At 72.5% G+C, this 19,734-nt stretch carries 16 protein-coding genes; 3 read left to right on the top strand and 13 right to left on the bottom strand.

What is annotated here, in order from left to right:
• Positions 1-2: 2 nt before the first annotated feature.
• Together nadD and ACIQ9E_RS20385 are read right to left on the bottom strand one after the other, a co-directional pair.
• Positions 3-647, bottom strand: coding sequence for a nicotinate-nucleotide adenylyltransferase (nadD, locus tag ACIQ9E_RS20390; RefSeq protein WP_403708939.1), 645 nt, complete (start codon positions 645-647; stop codon positions 3-5).
• Positions 648-693: 46 nt separating this feature from the next.
• Complete coding sequence (locus tag ACIQ9E_RS20385; protein ID WP_366255435.1) at positions 694-843, bottom strand: hypothetical protein; 150 nt, start codon at positions 841-843, stop codon at positions 694-696.
• A gap of 309 nt (positions 844-1,152) precedes the next feature.
• Between ACIQ9E_RS20385 and ACIQ9E_RS20380 the strand changes: the two genes are divergently transcribed.
• Positions 1,153-2,250 (top strand): M48 family metallopeptidase, encoded by a 1,098-nt coding sequence (locus ACIQ9E_RS20380; RefSeq protein ID WP_403708936.1) that lies wholly within the window; start codon positions 1,153-1,155, stop codon positions 2,248-2,250.
• Positions 2,251-2,525: 275 nt separating this feature from the next.
• Here the strand turns inward: ACIQ9E_RS20380 and ACIQ9E_RS20375 are convergent, their stop codons facing one another.
• The 11 genes from ACIQ9E_RS20375 to rplU all read right to left on the bottom strand — a co-directional run bounded on the left by ACIQ9E_RS20375 (position 2,526) and on the right by rplU (position 17,118).
• Entirely contained in the window at positions 2,526-3,668 is a 1,143-nt protein-coding gene (locus ACIQ9E_RS20375) for a hypothetical protein (RefSeq protein WP_403708934.1), read from the bottom strand.
• 473 nt (positions 3,669-4,141) lie between these two features.
• Complete coding sequence (locus ACIQ9E_RS20370) at positions 4,142-4,726, bottom strand: hypothetical protein (RefSeq protein ID WP_403708932.1); 585 nt, start codon at positions 4,724-4,726, stop codon at positions 4,142-4,144.
• 109 nt (positions 4,727-4,835) lie between these two features.
• Positions 4,836-6,122 (bottom strand): glutamate-5-semialdehyde dehydrogenase, encoded by a 1,287-nt coding sequence (locus ACIQ9E_RS20365; protein WP_403708930.1) that lies wholly within the window; start codon positions 6,120-6,122, stop codon positions 4,836-4,838.
• A 299-nt stretch (positions 6,123-6,421) separates the two neighbouring features.
• A complete protein-coding gene (locus ACIQ9E_RS20360; protein WP_403709367.1) occupies positions 6,422-6,820 on the bottom strand; it encodes a hypothetical protein in 399 nt (132 codons plus the stop codon).
• A 257-nt stretch (positions 6,821-7,077) separates the two neighbouring features.
• Positions 7,078-8,205: a glutamate 5-kinase gene (gene proB / locus ACIQ9E_RS20355; protein WP_403708928.1), complete on the bottom strand. Its 1,128-nt coding sequence runs from the start codon at positions 8,203-8,205 to the stop codon at positions 7,078-7,080.
• 252 nt (positions 8,206-8,457) lie between these two features.
• Positions 8,458-10,590 carry a hypothetical protein gene (locus ACIQ9E_RS20350; protein ID WP_403708926.1) on the bottom strand — a complete coding sequence of 711 codons (2,133 nt, stop codon included), beginning with the start codon at positions 10,588-10,590 and terminating at the stop codon, positions 8,458-8,460.
• A 139-nt stretch (positions 10,591-10,729) separates the two neighbouring features.
• Positions 10,730-12,229 carry an SDR family NAD(P)-dependent oxidoreductase gene (locus ACIQ9E_RS20345; RefSeq protein ID WP_403708924.1) on the bottom strand — a complete coding sequence of 500 codons (1,500 nt, stop codon included), beginning with the start codon at positions 12,227-12,229 and terminating at the stop codon, positions 10,730-10,732.
• 196 nt (positions 12,230-12,425) lie between these two features.
• Entirely contained in the window at positions 12,426-14,624 is a 2,199-nt protein-coding gene (locus ACIQ9E_RS20340; RefSeq protein ID WP_403708922.1) for a glycosyltransferase family 4 protein, read from the bottom strand.
• Between the two features lie 244 nt (positions 14,625-14,868).
• Complete coding sequence (obgE, locus tag ACIQ9E_RS20335; RefSeq protein WP_403708920.1) at positions 14,869-16,308, bottom strand: GTPase ObgE; 1,440 nt, start codon at positions 16,306-16,308, stop codon at positions 14,869-14,871.
• A gap of 220 nt (positions 16,309-16,528) precedes the next feature.
• The gene (rpmA, locus tag ACIQ9E_RS20330; RefSeq protein WP_006349338.1) at positions 16,529-16,783 is read right to left on the bottom strand and encodes a 50S ribosomal protein L27; all 255 of its coding nucleotides are present in this window, start codon (positions 16,781-16,783) and stop codon (positions 16,529-16,531) included.
• Positions 16,784-16,797: 14 nt separating this feature from the next.
• Positions 16,798-17,118, bottom strand: coding sequence for a 50S ribosomal protein L21 (rplU, locus tag ACIQ9E_RS20325; protein WP_403708918.1), 321 nt, complete (start codon positions 17,116-17,118; stop codon positions 16,798-16,800).
• A 428-nt stretch (positions 17,119-17,546) separates the two neighbouring features.
• On the opposite strand from rplU, the gene ACIQ9E_RS20320 reads away from it, so the two are divergent.
• Positions 17,547-18,155 carry an acyltransferase gene (locus tag ACIQ9E_RS20320; RefSeq protein WP_403708916.1) on the top strand — a complete coding sequence of 203 codons (609 nt, stop codon included), beginning with the start codon at positions 17,547-17,549 and terminating at the stop codon, positions 18,153-18,155.
• Between the two features lie 248 nt (positions 18,156-18,403).
• Positions 18,404-19,579, top strand: a complete 1,176-nt coding sequence (locus ACIQ9E_RS20315) for an acyltransferase family protein (RefSeq protein ID WP_403708914.1) — start codon at positions 18,404-18,406, stop codon at positions 19,577-19,579.
• Positions 19,580-19,734: the final 155 nt, after the last annotated feature.

The raw sequence follows: 19,734 nt of genomic DNA, 5'->3' as shown, positions 1-19,734 counted from the left end.
GCTCACTGACCGCGGTACAACTGGCGCTTGTCGATATAGCGCACGACGCCGTCGGGTACGAGATACCAGACCGGGTCCCCCTTGGCGACCCGCGCCCGGCAGTCGGTCGAAGAGATCGCCAGCGCCGGCACCTCCACCAGGGACACCTTGCCCTCCGGCAGCCCGTCGTCCGTCAGATCGTGGCCGGGGCGAGTGACCCCGATGAAGTGCGCGAGGGAGAACAACTCGGTCGCGTCCCGCCAGCCCAGGATCTGGGAGAGCGCGTCGGCACCGGTGATGAAGAAGAGATCGGTGCCCTCGTCGATGGCGGACAGGTCCCGGAGGGTGTCGATGGTGTACGTCTTCCCGGGGCGGTCGACGTCGATCCGGCTCACCGAGAACTGGGGATTGGAGGCCGTGGCGATCACCGTCATGAGGTAACGGTCCTCGGCCGGCGAAACGACCTTGTGGGTCTTCTGCCACGGCTGTCCCGTGGGGACGAAGACGACCTCGTCGAGATGGAACAGTGCGGCCACCTCGCTCGCGGCCACCAGGTGACCGTGGTGGATCGGGTCGAACGTCCCGCCCATGACACCGAGCCGCCGCCGGGCGGGACCGGCGCCCGGTTCCCCGGGCGCGGTGCCCGCCTGTTCTTCCTGCTGTCCCATGCGTGCAGAGCCTACTGGCACGTGCGTACGAGACGCCCGGCGAGACTCAGCGGTCGCGGTTGAAGCTGGTGGTGATGAAGAGCAGCAGCAGGAGCGCGGCCAGGGAGAGACCGCCGATGAGAAGGGGGCTGAGGCTTTCGTGGCCACCGCCTTCGGCCAGGGGGACCAGGGCGGCGGAGGTGCTGGTGAGGCTCATCTTCAGCGGACCTAACGATCGGGGGACAGGGCTGAGGGTCTTCGGGCACCCATCGTATGCGGGTGGGTCGGGCACGCTCACGCCGACTCGGACGTTGTGGTGGTCGCGGGGCCGTCGAAGTGGCGGCGGGTCGGTCGGCGGAGCCCGGGAAGTGCGGTGACGCGGACCGGAGTCGGGGTTGTCCACAGGCTCGGCCGCCTTGCGTCGCCGGCACCTACGCTGGGGACCGCGGGGCGAGCTGCCTCACCGCAGCGACGCACAGTTGCACCATCGGGCTATACGCACTCATTGGCTACGCAGGGGGCTGGAATGACCGAAAGCAGTCAGGAAAAAGTGCCGAGCAGGCAGCGCAAGCGGTTCCCCGGGATCTCGTCACGGGCGTACGAGCACCCGGCGGACCGTTCGGCGCTGGTCGCCCTGCGCAAGCTCAGCGGTTTCGACACCGTGTTCAAGGCACTGAGCGGACTGCTTCCCGAGCGCAGTCTGCGGCTTCTCTTCCTCTCCGACTCCGTCCGGGTGAGCGACGAGCAGTTCGCCCATCTGCACACGATGCTGCGGGACGCCTGTTACGTCCTGGACCTGGAGAAGGTCCCCGCGATGTACGTCACGCAGGACCCGCGGCCCAATGCCATGTGCATCGGCCTCGACGAGCCGATCATCGTGGTGACGACCGGTCTGGTGGAGCTGCTGGACGAGGAGGAGATGCGGGCCGTCGTGGGCCATGAGGTGGGCCATGCCCTCTCCGGCCACTCCGTCTACCGCACGATCCTGCTCTTCCTGACGAACCTGGCGCTGAAGATCGCGTGGGTGCCGCTGGGCAATGTGGCGATCATGGCGATCGTGACCGCGCTGCGGGAGTGGTTCCGCAAGTCGGAGCTGTCCGCGGACCGGGCGGGGCTGTTGGTGGGCCAGGACCTCCAGGCGTCCATGCGGGGCCTGATGAAGATCGCCGGTGGCAACCACCTCCACGAGATGAACGTGGACGCCTTCCTCCGCCAGGCCGAGGAGTACGAGGCGGGCGGCGATCTGCGGGACTCCGTCCTCAAGATCATAAATGTGCTGCCGCGTTCGCACCCGTTCACCACGGTCCGGGCGGCCGAGCTGAAGAAGTGGGCCGAGAGCCGCGACTACCAGCGGATCATGGACGGCCACTACCCCCGGCGGGACGAGGACAAGGACACCTCGGTGACCGGCTCCATCCGCGAGTCCGCCTCGCACTATGCGGACACCGTGCGCACCAGCAAGGATCCGCTGATGAAGCTGGTCGGCGACATCGCGGGCGGCGCGGGGGACCTGGGCGGCAAGCTCCGCGACAGGTTCACCGGCAGCGGCCGGGCCGACGGCAGCGGGTCCAAGGGCGGCAGCGCGGACGGCGGCAGCGGCGGGGCGGCGGCGTCCGGCGCCTGATCCGTTCGTACGGGAGCCCCCGCGGGCGGCCGGTCCGGCGGGGCAGTCCGGTGCCGTACCGGGCCGCGCCGTCCCACCAGGCGTCCGGGCCGGGGTCCCGCGTCCGGGCGGGGATCCGGCGTCCCGGGGATCCGGCGTCCGGGCGGGTCCGAGCGATGCGGTCGGGCGCCGGTCGGTCCGGTGGCGGGCCCCGCTGTCCGGTCGGCTGCCGGGCCGGCCGCGGTGTTGGCTGCACCGCCGGCCGCGACATTGACCGCGACATTGACCGAGGGTGACTACGGGGTCGGCAGGGCAGCCGGGGCGAGGGCGCCGCAGAGGCCCGCCGCCGGGGCCGTGGACGTGCTCAGGGCGTATGGATCGGTCCCCGCCGGGGCGCCCGGCGAGGCCCGTTCGCCCGCCAGCAGGGGCCGCAGGGCGCCGGTGGACTCGGAGCAGGACTGCGGTCCCGCCTGGAGGTGGCCGGCGACCACTTCGGTGCGGTGGCGCAGGATGTCCTCGTGGTCGAAGCGGAGCCGCAGCTCCCGGCGGGCGACGAAGAGGGACGCCGGATCCGTACGGGCCGGATCGACCGGCGCGGAGAGAGCCGAGGGCGGCCCGGAGGGACCCGGCGGGGCGGCGGGGCGGAGTGCGTAGGTGAAGGTGTGTCCCGCGGTGATCTCCAGGGTGTCGGCCCCGGATTCGGCGTAGCCCAGACTCCCCCGGACCCGTACAGCCGGATCCGCGAGGGCGACCCGCGCCGGGTCGAACCGGATCAGCCAGCCGCCGGACGCCGTCGTCCGCGCCCCGGCCCGGAAGCCGACGTCCCGGTCGAAAGCGCCGAGCTGCGCCGGGTCCAGCAGGACCCGTACGGGACGGACCGTGCTGCCGGTGAGCACCTCCGGATTCAGCGACGACATCACCAGATACTCCTTGGCCACCGCGAGCGCGGTCCGTACTTCGCTCTCGGTGAAGGCGGAGGTCCGCCGGATCGCGGGCAGGGTGATCCCGGCGGCGGCGATGCGATGACGGGCGGCCGGGCTGCGGTGGTAGAGATCGGCGGGCTCCCCGCCGGGGACGGCTCCGGAGGGCGCCAGCGGGATCACGGTCATCCGCAGCGGCTCGGCCCGCGGGGCGGCGGCCGGGTCGGCCGGGGAGCGGCGCAGCCCCATGTGGATCGCGGTGGCGAGGGAGAACGCCAGCAGCAGGGCCAGACCCATCACCACCCAGGCGCCGACGTTGCCGCTGCGGGCGCGCAGCACGGGCGGCGGCAGGGTGCGGACGGCCCGTGCGTCGGGTCCCGTCCGCTCCAGGGCCGAATACTCCTGCAGCCGGGCAGCACGGACGAACGATTCGTCGAAGACGACGGCTCCGTACTCGTCCTCTCCGCCGCCGGGGAGCCCCTCGGAAGTCCCTTCGGGCGGGTCGCCACGCCCAGCCATACTCTGAGGGTTGGTCCGCGGGGCCTCCGGTAAACGCGTACCGGGGCCCGAAAGTCCGCCGGGGTGCCGGAGATGCACCCGTACGGCGCCGGGTCGCCTCCGGCGGGGCCGGGGGAAGCGGTCCGGGTGCCCGCCGGGCCCTCCCTTCCCTCCCGGGTCACCGATGCCGCCGTCGGCCTCGCGGCCCCGGAGCGGCCCGCCGGTCCCGTTGCCCGTCTCCCGGCCGGGGCTCCGCGACACCGTGGCGCCGCCGGACCGGTGGCCAGTGCCGCGGCCGGGCGCGGGGTCTCCGGTGGATACGGCGGGCCTGCGGGCCCCGGCCGCGCGCGCTGCGAACGAGGCTCCTGCTGGAATCGGCCGGACGGTGCTCCGCGCCCGCCGGCCCCGGGGCCGGCGGCGCCCGGGCCGGGAGACCCTTCGCGGCCCGGGCACCGGTGGGACGTCCGTACAGGGAAGCGTTCCCGCAGGGGCGTTCAGGTGCGGGTGGGGTCCGGGGACGGGACCCGGTGGCGGAGGGTGTCCGGGGGTGCGACGCCTGCCGGGGCCGTCGGGGACCGGTCCACGCCCGCCGTCGCGGGCGGCGGGATCCGGTCCTGGCGGCTGCCCGCGGCACCCCGGTAGACCGCGGTGAAGGCGAGGGCGACCATGCCGATGCCCATCAGCAGCGCCAGTGCCCAGGCCACCGGGCGGTGCCAGCGCGCGGTGCCGCGATAGGGGCGCAGCGAGCCGCCGTGCGCGCCGTAGGGGTCGGACCAGTCGGCGTGGGAGCCGTGGAGGCCATGGGGGTCGCGGTCGGTGTCGTAGCCGCCGTACACCCCGCCGTAGGGGTCGTCATCGGGTCCCCCGGGGCCCCGCCCGGCGGCTCGGGCCGCCTCGGCCTCCGCGCGGGCCTCGGCGGCGGCCAGCAGCCGCTCCACCGCGGTGGGTTCGTGGAAGGTGGCCGCATGGACGAAGTCCTCGTCGAACACCACGGGGGCGAAGTCCTCGTCCGCGCCTCCGCGGTCGTCGTCGGGCTCCCAGCCGTCCGGGAACGGCCTGCCCCCCACGTCGTCCGGCACGTCTTTCAGAGTAGACCCGGGCGGTGCTTTTGGGCAGACGGAGGCGGCAACCTCCCCACCGGACCCGGCGGGACGGCCGGTTTCCGCCTCCGGGCCCGCCGGTCCGGGACTACCGGATGTGGCCGTCGCCGGTGAGGATGTACTTGGTCGAGGTCAGCTCGGGCAGCCCCATCGGTCCGCGGGCGTGCAGCTTCTGCGTGGAGATGCCGATCTCGGCGCCGAAGCCGAACTGGCCGCCGTCGGTGAACCGGGTCGAGGCGTTCACGGCGACCGTCGTCGAGTCCACCAGTCGGGTGAAGCGGCGGGCCGCGGCCTGCGAGGTGGTGACGATGGCCTCGGTGTGCCCGGACGACCAGCGCCGGATGTGCGCCACCGCGTCGTCGAGCGAATCCACCACGGCCGCGGCGATGTCGTAGGAGAGGTACTCGGTCTCCCAGTCCTCGTCGGTGGCCGCGACGACCGTCGCCTTGCTGTCGTCCCCGTACGCCGCCACGGCCTCGTCGCCGTGGACGGTGACCCCGGCCTCGGCGAGCGCGTCGAGGGCCCGGGGCAGGAACGCGGCCGCGATGTCCCGGTGGACCAGGAGCGTCTCGGCGCTGTTGCAGACGCTGGGCCGCTGGGCCTTGGAGTTGATCAGTACGGAGACGGCCATGTCGAGATCGGCCTCGGCGTCCACGTACACATGGCAGTTGCCGGTACCGGTCTCGATGACGGGGACGATGGACTGCTCCACGACGGTACGGATCAGCCCGGCGCCGCCGCGCGGGATCAGGACGTCGACGAGACCGCGGGCGCGCATCAGCTCCTGGACCGACTCCCGGGACTCCCCGGGCACCAACTGGACGGCGTCCGCGGGGAGCCCGGCCCCGGCGACGGCATCGCGGATCACCCGTACGAGAGCGGTGTTGGAGGCGTAGGCGGAGGAGGAGCCGCGCAGCAGCACGGCGTTGCCGGACTTGAGACAGAGCGCGGCGGCGTCGGCGGTGACGTTCGGCCGGGCCTCGTAGACGATGCCGACGACGCCGAGGGGCACCCGGACCTGGCGCAGGTCGAGGCCGTTGGGGAGGGTGGAGCCGCGTACCACCTCGCCGACCGGGTCGGGCAGCGCGACGACGTCACGGACATCGGCCGCGATGGCGCGGACGCGCTCCGGGGTGAGCGTCAGCCGGTCGACGATCGACTCGCTCGTACCGTTCTCGCGGGCCCGTGCGACGTCCTCGGCGTTGGCGCGGACGATCTCGTCCGTCCGGGCCTCCAGCGCATCGGCGACGGCGAGCAGGGCCGCGTCCTTGGCCGCGCGCGGCAGGGGGGCGAGCTGCTCGGCGGCGCTCCGGGCGAGCCGGGCGGCCCGGCCGACGGGGCTGGGGGACTCCTGCGGGGAGGGCGACGTCGTCATACCCGCAGGGTAATGCGCCCGGGAAGGTGTCTCATGCGCCGTTCCGCACTCCGAGACACACCGGATGCGGGGCCTGGGCCGGGGCTTTCCGCGCCCCCTGGGGGGCCTTACCCACGCCCCGGCGGCTCGCCGCATACCCCGGGGCCCGCGCCGCGTGCCCGGGAAGCCTCCTCCGCGGGCCCCGGGGCTTTCCGCGCGCGCCCCGCATGCCGTGGAGCCTGCGCCGCCGGCACCGGAACTCCGCCCCGCGTACCCCGCGTACGCCGGAACCCCGCGCGGGCCCCGGGGACCCGCGTACCTCAGAAGGGGTGGACGCCGACCCTGGCGGCCGGCGGCGGGCCGTAGCCCTCGGCCAGGCGCTGGTGGTAGGTCTGCCGGTCGATGACCTCCAGGCCGACGATCGTCCACGGCGGCAGCTTCGCCGTCGCCCGGTGCTCGCCCCAGAGCCGCAGCGCGACGGCCGCCGCGTCATGGAGGTCGCGGGCCTCCTCCCAGTAGCGGATCTCGGCGTGGTCGTTGGCGTAGCGGCTGGTCAGCAGGAAGGGATGGTCGTGGGCGAGCTGCTCCAGACCTCGGCGGACCTCCGCCAGCGGGGCCTCGGCGCCCGAGACGCTCAGCGTGATGTGCCAGAGCTTGGACGCGGCGGACTGGACCCGGTCCTCCGCAGGCGCCGGGGCCCGGTCGCCGACGCTCGTCAGGGTCCGTTCGGCCCGTACGGTGCGTCCGGCCGCCGGTGCGGGCCGCTCGGTGCCCGTCGCCGCGTGTACGCAGCGGACGCCGTTGTTCCCTCGGGGGGTGTCCCCCGGGCGCGCGATGGTCACAGGCGGCCTCCCGATTGCGTATGTCGTGGTGCTGCGCCCCCCGCAGTGCCCCGCAACAAAGTTGACCAGCCCCGGACCGGACGTGGGGCGGTTTTGGTAAAGGTCCCTGTTGGTTGACGGTGGTTTCAGCCGTTTCAGGGGTGCATCACCACGAGATCGTCCCTGTGTACGACCTCCCTCTCGTATTCCGGACCGAGTTCCCGGGCGAGTTCCCGGGTGGACCGGCCCAGCAGCGGGGGGAGTTCACGGGCGTCGTAGTTGACCAGGCCGCGGGCGACGGCCCGGCCCGCGGTATCGCGGAGTTCGACGGGGTCGCCCGCGGTGAAGTCGCCGTCGACGGCCGCGATCCCGGCCGGGAGCAGGGATTTACGGCCCTGGACGACCGCTCGGACCGCTCCGTCGTCGAGGACCAGGGCGCCGCGGGGGGTGGAGGCGTGCGCCAGCCAGAGCAGCCGTCCCGCGGCGCGGCGCCCGGTGCGGTGGAAGAAGGTTCCGGTGGCCCGGCCCGCGAGGGCGTCCGCGGCGCTCACCGCCGAGGTGAGGACGACCGGGACTCCGGCCTCCGTGGCGATCCTGGCCGCTTCGACCTTGGTGACCATGCCGCCGGTGCCCACGCCCGCCCGCCCGGCGCTGCCGATCTGCACATGCGCGATATCGGCCGGGCCGCGCACCTCGTCGATCCTGGTGGTGCCGGGGCGGGCCGGGTCGCCGTCGTACAGCCCGTCGACGTCCGAGAGGAGCACCAGCAGATCGGCCCGGACCAGATGGGCGACGAGGGCCGCGAGCCGGTCGTTGTCGCCGAAGCGGATCTCGTCGGTGGCGACGGTGTCGTTCTCGTTGATGACCGGTACGGCGCCCATGGCGAGCAGCTGGTCGAGGGTGCGGTAGGCGTTGCGGTAGTGGGCGCGGCGGCTGGTGTCGTCGGCGGTCAGCAGTACCTGGCCGACCCGGACGCCGTGCCGGGCGAAAGAGGCGGTGTAGCGGGCCACGAGCAGCCCCTGGCCGACGCTGGCGGCGGCCTGCTGCCGGGCGAGGTCCTTGGGCCTGCGGGCGAGGCCGAGCGGGGCGAGTCCGGCGGCGATGGCTCCCGACGAGACCAGCACGATCTCCTTCTCGCCGCCGCTGCGGACCTTGGCGAGTACGTCCACGAGGGCGTCGACCCGGTCGGCGTCGATCCCCCCCGCCGCGGTGGTCAGGGAGGACGAGCCCACCTTGACGACGATCCTGCGGGCCTGCGTCACGTGCTGTCTTGCCTCTGTCACGGACCGAATCTATGTCAGGGTGCGGCTTTCGTGCCGGGACTTCTCACCGGCTGGACAGCCGTGCGGACCGGGCGGGAGCGGCGGAAAGCGACGGCGGGGGCGGTACGGCTCGTTGCCGTACCGCCCCCGCCGTTCCGTTCCCCGCGGCCGGTTCACCGCCGTTCCCGTGCCCGGTCCGGCGGCGCTCCGTCGCCGTGGTCCGGTCCGCCGGCCGTCGCTCCGGCCGGTCCCCCGCCGGGCCGGGCGCCGCGGTCAGCCCGCGACGGGCGCCTCGGACCCGTTGGTCTCCTCGGCCACGGCGGACTCCTCCGCCGGGTCGTCGACCGGTACGGCGGCGGGCCGGGGCTCGGCGGGCTGCTCACCGGTCCGCTGTGCCACGCCCCGGTTCCGGGCCTCGGCGACGGCCTGGAGGGTGCGGACGGCCGAGTTGAACCGCTCCATGGAGGTGGGGCGGTCGGGGCCGAGGAGGTATTGCTTCAGTTCGCGGCGGGCGCCCGCCAGCTGGTCGTCCTCGGGCGAGGCGACGGCGGCCAGCAGCTCGTCCAGCTCGACCGCGCTGTTGCTGAGGACGGTCGCGGCCCGCGCGGCGGTGTTCTGCCGCTGGAACTCGTCGGCGCCGAGGGCGGCCGAGTCGGTGACCGCGTACGGCTTACCGCTGGCCATGTAGTCGGAGACCACGCTGGAGATGTCCGAGACCATCGCGTCGGACTCGTTGAAGCAGTCGTAGAGCCGGGGCTCGCTGCCGGTGACGACCCGGTGCTCCCACCAGCCGACGGAGGTCCAGTACGCCTCGTTCCACTCGGCCCGCAGCCGGGCGGCCCGGGCCAGGCGCACCGGGTCGGAGACGGAGTCGCGGGACCGCTCGGCCTCGTCGCCGCCGGTCCGGCCGGGCTTGAGCAGTCCGGCCAGCTCGGCCCCGACGGCCGCCATCCGGGCCGTCGCCTGCTCGCGCGCGGCCTTGCCCGCGGCGCTCTCGGCGGCCCAGCGGGGGTCGGTGCGGCGTTCGGCGGCGGCGGTCTTCAGCAGGGCGGTGATGCGCTCGTGGACGGCCTTCGCCTTCTTGTTGCGGATACCGGTGAAGGGGTGCGGCTTGTAGACGACGCGGACCGGGCGCTCGGCGTCGAGGAGCCTGCGGATGATGTTCTCGCCGGCCAGCAGCAGGGAGGTGTTGCCGGGGTTGTCGTCCCAGCCCTCCCAGGTGGGGGCGTACAGGATGGTCGGGATCGGGTTCCGGGTGCGGCCCGTCGCGGTGGTGATGGGCGCGAGCTGGGGGCGGCCGACCTCGACGATGTCCTCGTCGAGGACGCCGACGTCGGCCAGGGCGTAGCGGTCGCGGCCGGCCCGGCCCGCGGTCCACACCTCGTCGTAGACCTTGCTGAAGGGGTTGACGGAGGCGAGCTTGTCGCTGTCGCCGTGGCCGATGAAGACGTGCTTCATGGCGGGCTGGCGCAGGATGTGGATGTTCTTGCCGACGTTGGCGGAGTAGAGCGCGACCCGGACCGTGGAGAGGTCGAGGTTCATGGTGTGGGTGCCGCCGGGCACGCAGAGCACCGGGACCGCGGTCTCGGTCAGCTTCGGCATCAGCTCCCGTTCCCGCATCACGATCAGCGGGCGGCCGTCGATCTGCTCCATCGTCTCCAGCCACATATTGACCTGGTACGCCGAGGATGCGCCGCCGGAGAAGTAGAGGACGACGGTCGGGCGGTACTCGCGGAGCCACTGGTTGACGGCCTGGAGGACCTTGGCGGCCGGGGGGACCCGGCGGCTGCGCAGATAGGGCACCAGAACCGCGGTGTAGAGCAGTCCGAGGGCGACGGTGGCCGCGACACCGGCGTAGCCGATCGCGTCCTCGCCGGTGGCGGCGGCGACCAGCACACCGGCGACGGCGGGCAGGTCGAGGTGGAGCATCTTCTCGGCGGCGCGGCGCAGCAGCGGCCGCGGCGGGGCGTCCGGGATGCGCACGGTGTGCAGGTCGACGTTGCGGGTGACGACCGGCAGGGTACGGCGCAGCTTGATGAGGGTGGTGAGGGCGCCGTGCGGGGCCTGGAGGCCGTAGAAGACCAGGAAACCGGCGACCGCGGTGTAGAAGAGCGGGGTCTCGGCGAGCCCTTCCCTGGCGAGCAGCACCACCAGCAGGAGCTGGCGGAGCAGGAAGCGGATGGAGAGGCCGACCCGGACCTTGCTCAGCCGGTTGAGCAGATAGCTGCCCTTCTGGTGGAGATACCAGTCGGCGAGGTAGGTGACGGCGGCGGCGGCCACGAAGAAGGGGATGCTCGGCAGCAGCGCGGCGAGCAGCACGCACGGATAGCCGAGTCCGATGAGCGCCGCGGCGGCCAGCTCGGACCGGCTGCCGACGCGTACCAGACGGATGGCGGTCGAAATCACGGGGAACCTGCTCCAAACGGTACCGGGCGGTGGCGCTTCAGCGCGGGCGGCGGAAAGGGGCGGGGGGCGGGCGGTGCGCCCGCGGGGGCGCGGCCGGGGCGGGGGCCCGGCGGCCTGGTCGCGGCGGGGGCGGCCCCGGTCACACGTCGCCCTGCCGGTCGAGGAGCGCGGCCAGTGCCTGCTCGAAGCCGGAGGCCTCGGTCGCGTCCCGGGTGGGGTCCTGCTGGCGTACGTCGACGACATGGCCGGTCAGCTCGGAGAGCAGCACGTCCAGGGAGGTGCGGGCGACGGCCTCGGAGGAGAGCAGGCTGCCTGCGGGCTCGGTGCCGAAGGCCTTGGTCCGCATGGGGGTGGCGGTGCGCTCGGGGTTGACGCAGTTGACCCGGATCCCGTCGGCCGCCCACTCGTCCGCGAGGGCCTGGGTCAGATTGACCATGGCCGCCTTGGTGGAGGAGTACAGGCTGTACTCGGCACGGCCGCGGGTGTAGCTGGAGGAGGTGTAGAGCAGGAGCTGCCCCTTGGTCTCGGCCAGGTACTTGTAGGCGGCGCGGGCGATCTGGACCGGGGCCAGATAGTTGACGTGCAGCGCTTCGAGGATGGTGCTGTTGTCGGTTTCGGCGAGCTTGCCGATCCGCAGCACTCCGGCGGTGTTGATCACGTAGTCGATGCGTCCGGTCTCCGCGTAGGCGCGGGAGAGCGCGTCGTCGACGTGCTCCGGGTTCTCGACGTGGGTGCCGGTGGTGGAGCGGCCCAGCGCGTACACCCGGGCGCCGTAGCGCTCGGCGAGTGCCGCGATGTCGGCGCCGATGCCGTACGAGCCGCCGAAGACGACGAGGGTACGGCCGGCCAGCAGCTCGCGGTAGGCGGCCTCGTCGGCCTGGGCGGGGGCGGCGGTGGAGGCGAGCTGGAAGAGCTTGTCGGCGAGGAAGACGTCGACCGGCTGGGTGACCTTCATGTTGTACTCGTCGCCCGCGACGACATGGATCGGGACGTCGGGCAGGTACTTCAGGACCACGGTGCAGTCGTCGGTGGCCTGGAAGTTCGGGTCGCCCGCGGCGATCTCGTAGGCGCGGCGGATCGTGGAGAGCTTGAAGGCCTGCGGGGTCTGGCCGCGGCGGAGCCGGGAGCGGTCGGGGACGTCGGTGATGAACTCGCCGTCCTCGCCGTGGGTGCGGGTCACGATGATGGTGTCGGCGGAGGGGATGGCCACGTCGACGGCCTGGTAGCGGTCGAGGGCGTCGACGCAGTCCTGGATCACTCGCTGTGACAGAAGCGGTCGGACGGCATCGTGGAAGAGGACGTTGACGTCCTCGTCGGGGGCCAGTCCGTCGCCGAGGGCGGCGATGGCCCGCTCGGTGGTCTCGTTCCGGGTGGCGCCCCCCTCGATGACCCGCCTCACCTTGGTCAGACCCGCTCTGATGATGATCTTCTCGACGTCGGGGACGAAGCCCGGTGCCATGAGAACGATCACGTCATCAATGGCATCGGCCTGTTCGAAGATCGTCAGCGTGTGCTCGATGACGGCCTTGCCCGCGATCTTCAGCAACTGCTTCGGGATCGACAGACCCACCCGTTGCCCGGTGCCCCCCGCGAGCACGACGGCCGTGGTTCGGGGCTTGGCTACATGTGGTGCGGACACAGACGGACCTAACCTTGATTCGGGTGGGGGACGGAGCGATGGTCGCACTCTGCGTGACCGTCTAGCAAGGCGGGCATTTCCCCCAGCACACCGCCGGGACACGCCCCGTTCACCCTTTGGCCAGGGGCGTTGGGGGTGCCGTAAAGACCCTGTGAAGTGACGGAGTGCACAGAGTGGGGGGATATGTCGGGGACGGTCATCGGTCCCTCACATGGAGGACGAGCCGGTTTCCGTCGTCGAAGGCCAGTTTCAGCACCACCAGGCGCTGGTCACGGCCCCGGATCCGGCGCAGCACCCGGCGGGCCAGCAGCAGGGAGCGCTGTTTGTGGAGCAGGACGTCGGGATAGGTCCGGACATCACTCTTCCGGAGCACATCGTCAAGGAGACGACCCACCGCTACCGGGTCCTGTTCGGGGTGGTAGCGCAACCACAGGTGCCACACGCCCTCTTCCGGTCCTTCCCCTTCAGGCCCTTCGGGCCCGTCCTGCTCCCAGCGGTCGGCGACGGTCTCGCAGTCGAGGGTGACGGAGAAGCCCCGGGTGCCCTCGCGGGTGCCGTGGAAGACCATCTCGTCGGCGGGGTCGTCGCCGCGGCGCAGGACGAGGGTGGGTTCGCCCGCGGGTTCGTCCGGGCCGTGGATCCGCCCCGTGAGGGTGAGCCGGTGTTCGTCGGCGGTGATGTCTCCGGACTCGACGTGCAGTCTGCGGACCCAGGAGCGGAGTGTCAGCCGGTGGCTGTCGGGGTCGCGGAACGGTACGAGGTGGTGGACGGGGGCGTCCCTGGCGAACCGTCCGGCGGCGCGCAGCAGCCCACGCTGGTCGACCGTGCGGGCCGTCAGCCCGGACCGGCGGCCGGTGCGGGGGTCCTCGGTGTGGCAGGTCCACTCTCCGTCGGCGAGCGCGGCGCCCGCCGGTATCACGGCGGTGCCGTCCGGGTCGAAGGGGAAGACGTGTTCGGTGCGGTCGGGGGCGGTGCCGGTCCTGCCGCGCCGGGTGCCGCCCCTGGCGCCCTTGCGGCCGCCCGCCCTGGTCTTCCCCCTGGCGGCGGGGCCGGTTCCGGGGGCGGGGCCGTCGGTGCCGCCCACGGTACGGGTGCAGACCAGCCGCAGCCCCGGATACTGCATGGCGGCGGCCGCGGGGGCCACGATCCGTACGGTCAGCGAGCCGTCGTCCCCGGTGGTGCAGTCCGCGACCGGGGCGAAGGGGCGGGCAGCGGCCACCGGGGTGCGGTCCGGGCGGGTGCGGTGGAGCGGGCCGGCGCCCAGGGCGGCGAACAGCTCCTCGTACTGCTTGGCGGTCACCGCCGGGTCGAAGCGGGCCGCGGAGATACGGGCCGCGGCGCCGAGCCTGCGGCGCAGCGGCTCGTCCTCGATCAGGCGGCGCAGGGCGCCGGCGACCGCGCCGCTGTCGCCGACGGGGACCAGCAGTCCGTCCTCGCCGTCGGTAATGATCGTGCGGGGGCCGTGGTCGCAGTCGGTGCTGACCACCGGCAGTCCGCAGCGCATCGCCTCGACGAGGGTGAGGCCGAAGGACTCGTGGCGGGAGGTGGAGACCGCGACGGACCCCTTGACCCACTCGGCCTCCATGGGCACCACGGACCCCATCAGCTCGACGCTGTTGTGCAGTCCCAGGCGGTGGACGATCCGGCGGACGCGTTCCCGGTCGGGGCCCCAGCCGTAGATCCGCAGTCGCCAGCCGGGGTGGGCGGCGACGACCCGGGCGAAGGCATGCAGCAGGGTGTCGTACTGCTTGGCGCGGGAGGTCCGCCCGGCCGCCACGATCAGCTTCTCCGTCAGGGCGGCGGGGGCGGGGCCCGGTTCGGGGACGCCGTTGGGCACGGCGAGCACCCGGGTGTCGGGCTGGGGCAGCCGGCCGCGCCAGGCCGCCGCGTCCGCCTCGGAGACGGTGACCAGGGCGTCGAGCACGTCCAGTTGCGGCAGCAGCTCGGCCACCAGCTCCGGCCCGTGGTAGCCGAGGCTCATATGCTCCTGGCCGATGAGCACCGCGTTCTGGGGGGCGGACCGGGCCAGGCAGGGCACCAGCGCGGGGCGGGTGGCGATGACGACATCGGCGTCCGACGCCTCGTAGTGGGCGGCTATCCGTTCGTCGGTGAGGGCGCTGTACTCGCGGTAGCGGCTCTCGCGGCGGGGCATCAGCGCGGACGGTTCGAGGTGTGCGCCCTCGTCCGGTCCGGCCTCCGGGGCGCCGGGGCGGGTGTCGACCAGACCCACCAGCGCGATCCGCGGGTCGGCGTGGAACAGCGGGACGTCGCGGTGCCGGAAGACCGACACGATCTCCACCTCATGCCGGTCCGCCAGCTCGTTCGCCAGATTCAGCGTGCTGCGGATGGTGCCGCCGATGCCGTAGATCGTATGAATGAGGAAGGAAATCTTCATCAGGGCTCCGTTCACTGTTCCGGGACGGGGTGGCAGTGGCTCACGACCGGCCCGGAATCACGACGTCCGCCGTCGGTGGGGTTCCGTCGGCCAAAGACGTTCCGACGGGGGTGGGAGGTTGCGAGACCCGGCCCATTCTTCCGAATCCGGAGGGGTGCCCGCGAACCCCGGGGTGCGCCGACGCCCCCTGGCCGGCAAAGCGGCGAGGGGGCGCCCGGTGGCGCTCCGGCAAGGAGCGCGGCGGCTACTGGAACGGGTCGAATTCGTCGTACGCGCGCTCCGCCTCGTCCCGTTCGGCGTCGCGGTCGCGGCGGCGCTGAGCGGCCGGGCGCGGAGCCTCCAGACGGTGGTCCTCGCCACGGCGGCCGAGCATTTCGGCACCCGCCATGACCGTGGGCTCCCAGTCGAAGACGACGGCGTTCTCCTCGGGGCCGATGGCGACGCCGTCGCCCGCGCGGGCACCGGCCTTCATCAGCTTCTCCTCGACGCCGAGGCGGCTGAGCCGGTCGGCGAGGTACCCGACGGCCTCGTCGTTGTTGAAGTCGGTCTGGCGCACCCAGCGCTCCGGCTTCTCGCCGCGCACCCGGTACAGGCCGTCCTCCTCGCGGACCACGGTGAATCCCGCGTCGTCGACGGCCTTGGGCCGGATGACGATCCGGGTCGCCTCCTCCTTCGGCTTCGCGGCGCGCGCTTCGGCGACGATGCCCGCGAGGGCAAACGACAGCTCCTTGAGACCGGTACGGGAGACCGCGGAAGCCTCGAAGACGCGGTAGCCGCGGGACTCCAGGTCGCTCCGGACCATCTCGGCGAGGTCGTGGCCGTCCGGGATGTCGATCTTGTTGAGGACGACGACGCGGGGCCGGTCGTCCAGCCCGCCGTACTGCTTCAGCTCCTCCTCGATGACATCGAGGTCGGAGAGCGGGTCACGGTCCGACTCCAGGGTGGCGGTGTCGAGGACGTGGACGAGGACCGAGCAGCGTTCGACATGGCGGAGGAACTCCAGACCGAGCCCCTTGCCCTGGCTGGCGCCGGGGATCAGACCGGGGACGTCGGCGATGGTGTAGACCGTGGAGCCCGCGGTGACCACGCCCAGATTCGGCACCAGGGTGGTGAAGGGATAGTCCGCGATCTTGGGCTTGGCGGCGGAGAGCACCGAGATCAGCGACGACTTCCCGGCCGAGGGATAGCCCACCAGGGCCACGTCCGCGACGGTCTTCAGCTCCATGACGACGTCGCGGCTCTCACCGGGCTCGCCGAGGAGGGCGAAGCCGGGGGCCTTGCGGCGGGCGGAGGCCAGCGCGGCGTTGCCGAGGCCGCCGCGGCCGCCCTGTCCGGCGACGAAGCTGGTGCCGTGGCCGACGAGGTCGGCGAGGACGTTGCCCTGCTTGTCCAGGACGACCGTGCCGTCCGGGACCGGGAGGATCAGGTCCTTGCCGTCCTTGCCGGAGCGATTGCCGCCCTCGCCGGGCTGGCCGTTGGTGGCCTTGCGGTGGGGGCTGTGGTGGTAGTCGAGGAGGGTGGTGACCGACTGATCGACGACGAGGATCACATCGCCGCCGCGTCCGCCGTTCCCACCGTCGGGGCCGCCGAGAGGCTTGAACTTCTCGCGGTGGACGGAGGCACAGCCGTGGCCTCCGTTACCCGCGGCGGCATGCAGCTCGACGCGGTCCACGAAGGTGGTCATGGGAGGTCCTCCAGAAAGTCACTGCGTATCCGGCCGGGGTCGGGACGACGACGGCCGCTTCGGTACGGCGGACACCGCCCGCTGCACGGGGGGTGCGCCGCTCTCCTCAACTGCTAACACGCAAAGGGCGGACCCGCTTCCCCGTACGGGCCCCGGAAAACCGGGACTCCGCCGGGGAGCTGGTCCGCCCCTCGCGAAAACGTGCTCCGGGTGCCTGGGATCAGGCGACCGGAACGATGTTCACGACCTTGCGGCCACGGTGACGGCCGAACTCGACCGCACCGGCCTGCAGCGCGAACAGCGTGTCGTCGCCGCCACGGCCGACGCCCGCGCCGGGGTGGAAGTGGGTGCCGCGCTGGCGGACCAGGATCTCACCGGCGTTGACGACCTGACCGCCGAAGCGCTTCACGCCGAGCCGCTGAGCATTGGAGTCGCGACCGTTCCGGGTGGACGATGCGCCCTTCTTATGTGCCATGTCTCCTCAGTCCCTTACTTCGCAGCCGTGGGGATGCCGGTGACCTTGATCGCCGTGTACTGCTGACGGTGACCCTGGCGACGGCGGTAGCCGGTCTTGTTCTTGTAGCGAAGGATGTCGATCTTGGCGCCCTTGTGGTGGTCCACGACCTCGGCCTGGACCTTGATGCCGGCCAGCACCCACGGGTCGCTGGTCACGGCGTCGCCGTCGACAACGAGCAGGGTAGAGAGCTCTACCGTGTCGCCAACCTTGGCGGTGGGGATCTTGTCAACCTCGACGATGTCACCGACAGCAACCTTGTGCTGACGGCCACCGCTGCGCACGATGGCGTACACGCGGATCTCTCTTTCGCTCGGAACGGAAACCCCTGATGCCAGCCGCTCGCACGGCCCGGGGGCCGTGACGCTTCCGGATGGATGAGCGGCCTCTCCGGGCGGTGGGTGTCCACCGCCGCCGGAGGGAGGTGCTCAGGGGCTGGCGTGCAACAGAGCACGCCGACGGTCAAGGGTACGGGTCGGCCGCGCGGGGGGTCAAACCGGGTCCCGCGGGACGGAACCGGGGCCTGCTCGATGGCGTGTCCCTGTCGGGGACGTATGCTCGCCCCTCGGAGCCGGGCCCGCCCCCGGCCGCCCGGGACCCGGGCGGCACCGGGACACCAACGGGTCGCCCACCGTTCCGGCCGCGCCCCGCGCACGGCCGCGGCGGCCGCGGCACGTCCGCCGTACCGCCCGACCGTCCCACTCCACCCGGAAGGCTTTCCACAGTGAACTACAGGGTCCAGCCCACCGCCCAGGTCGCCGAGTCCGCCGAGGTCGGCGCGGGCAGCAGCGTCTGGGAGCTAGCGCAGATCCGGGAGGACGCCAAGCTGGGCGAGGGCTGTGTCATCGGGCGCGGCGCGTACGTGGGCACCGGCGTGCGCATGGGCGACAACTGCAAGCTGCAGAACTACGCGCTGGTGTACGAGCCCGCGGAGCTGGGCAACGGCGTCTTCATCGGCCCCGCCGTGGTCCTCACCAACGACCACTACCCGCGCTCGGTCGACCCGGACTTCCAGCAGAAGCGCGGCGGCGACTGGGAGGCCGTCGGCGTCAGGATCTCCGACGGGGCTTCGATCGGTGCCCGCGCGGTCTGTGTGGCGCCGCTGACCATCGGCCGCTGGGCGATGGTCGCCGCCGGTGCAGTGGTGACCAAGGACGTCCCGGACTTCGCGCTGGTCGTCGGCGTACCGGCCCGGCAGATCGGCTGGGTCGGCCACGAGGGCGTCAAGCTGGTGGAGCGCGCGGGCGAGCCCGCGGTCTGGGAGTGCCCGAAGTCGGGCCGCCTCTACCGCGAGACCGAGACCGGGACCGGCACCGTCCTCACCGAAGCCTGAGACCGGGCCCGGGCCGGAACCGGCCGGAGTCCGCAGCACCCTCCCGGAGCGTGAGCAATCCCCCCAAGGCTCCGGACCCGGGGCCACCGGTCCCGCACCGGCCCGGCGCCCCGGCTTCCGGCCCGCGGCCGGACGGGCCCGGGGCCGCCCCCACCGGCCCCCGTATTTCCTGGTACGCAAGTAATTTCCTGGTACGCAAGGAGCGCCCGCCCGTTTCGGGCGCTCCCATCGAGCGACAAGGCCGACAGATGTCCCTGAGCGATCTCCAGGCCCCGGGTCAGCCGGGGAGCACCACGACGAGCAGCCCCGGCGCCCCGGGCAAGCCCCCCAGGGCCGCCGGCCCGCCCCGGCTGTACGCGCTCGACGCGCTGCGGGTCGTCGCCGCGCTGGCGGTACTGCTCTTCCACTACACCGGCATTGACGCGGCCACGGATGCCAACTGGGGGGTGAACCAGAAGAACCTCTTCCCTTCCATCTTCCCGGTGACCTCCTACGGCTCCTACGGCGTCCAGCTGTTCTTCATCATCAGCGGCTTCGTGATCTGCATGTCGGCCTGGGACCGCACTCCGGGCCACTTCGTCCGGGCCCGGTTCGTCCGGCTGTTCCCCGCCTACTGGTTCTCCATCGTCGTCGCCGTGCTGATCTGGCGGGGCATACCCGACGGGCAGCGCAAGGTGCCCAGCGTCAGCGACTCGCTGACCAACATCACCATGCTCCAGGTGCCGCTCTCGGCCCAGCACCTGGTCGGCGCCTACTGGACCCTCTGGGTCGAGCTGACCTTCTACCTCATCTTCCTCGTGGTGCTCTGGAAGGGACTGGACTACCTCCGGGTCACGATCTTCTGCTGGCTGTGGCTGCTCGCCGGGGTCCTCGTCCAGCAGGACACCGACATCCCGCTGCTGGGGATTTTCGCCCAGCCGCTGAACACCGCCCTGTTCGTCTCCGGCATCACGATGTACCTGATGTACCGCTTCGGCCCCGACCTCAAGCTGTGGCTGCTGCTGGCGGCGAGCTGGCTGGTGATGCAGACCGACCTCGTCCAGCACGCCGACAGCCTGAAGGCGAAGGGCATGGACCGCGATCCCTACGTGGCCCTCGCCCTGGTGACCGTGTTCTATCTGCTGGTGCTGGTGATCGCGCTGCGGAAGGCGGACTGGGTCCGCTGGAAGTGGCTGGCCACCGCGGGCGCCCTGGTCTACCCGCTGTACCTGCTCCACGAGGAGCTGGGCTGGGCGATGATCCGCGAGCTGTACGGCCCGCTGGGCGCCTGGGAGACCCTGGCCGTCACCACCGCCGCCATGATCCTGCTGTCCTGGCTGGTGTACCGGCTGGTCGAGAAGCCGTCGCAGCAGTGGCTGCGCAAGCGGCTCGCCAAGGAGGCCGCGTACCCCACGGAGCACCGGAACCCGGCACACCGGTACTAGGCCCTAGCCGGTCCCCACAGCTTCAGCGGACCGTCTCCGAGGGGCGGGGGGGGCGGGGGGGGGGCGGGCCCCCCCCCCCGGGGGCCCCCCCCCCCCCCGGGGGGCGCCCCCCGATATGGGCGCGCCACCCCCAGCGCCCAAAAACAACACCACAA

This window comes from Streptomyces sp. NPDC094448 (assembly GCF_044763775.1).
Lineage (GTDB): Bacteria > Actinomycetota > Actinomycetes > Streptomycetales > Streptomycetaceae > Streptomyces.
This window is presented reverse-complemented; position numbering and strand designations above follow the sequence as displayed.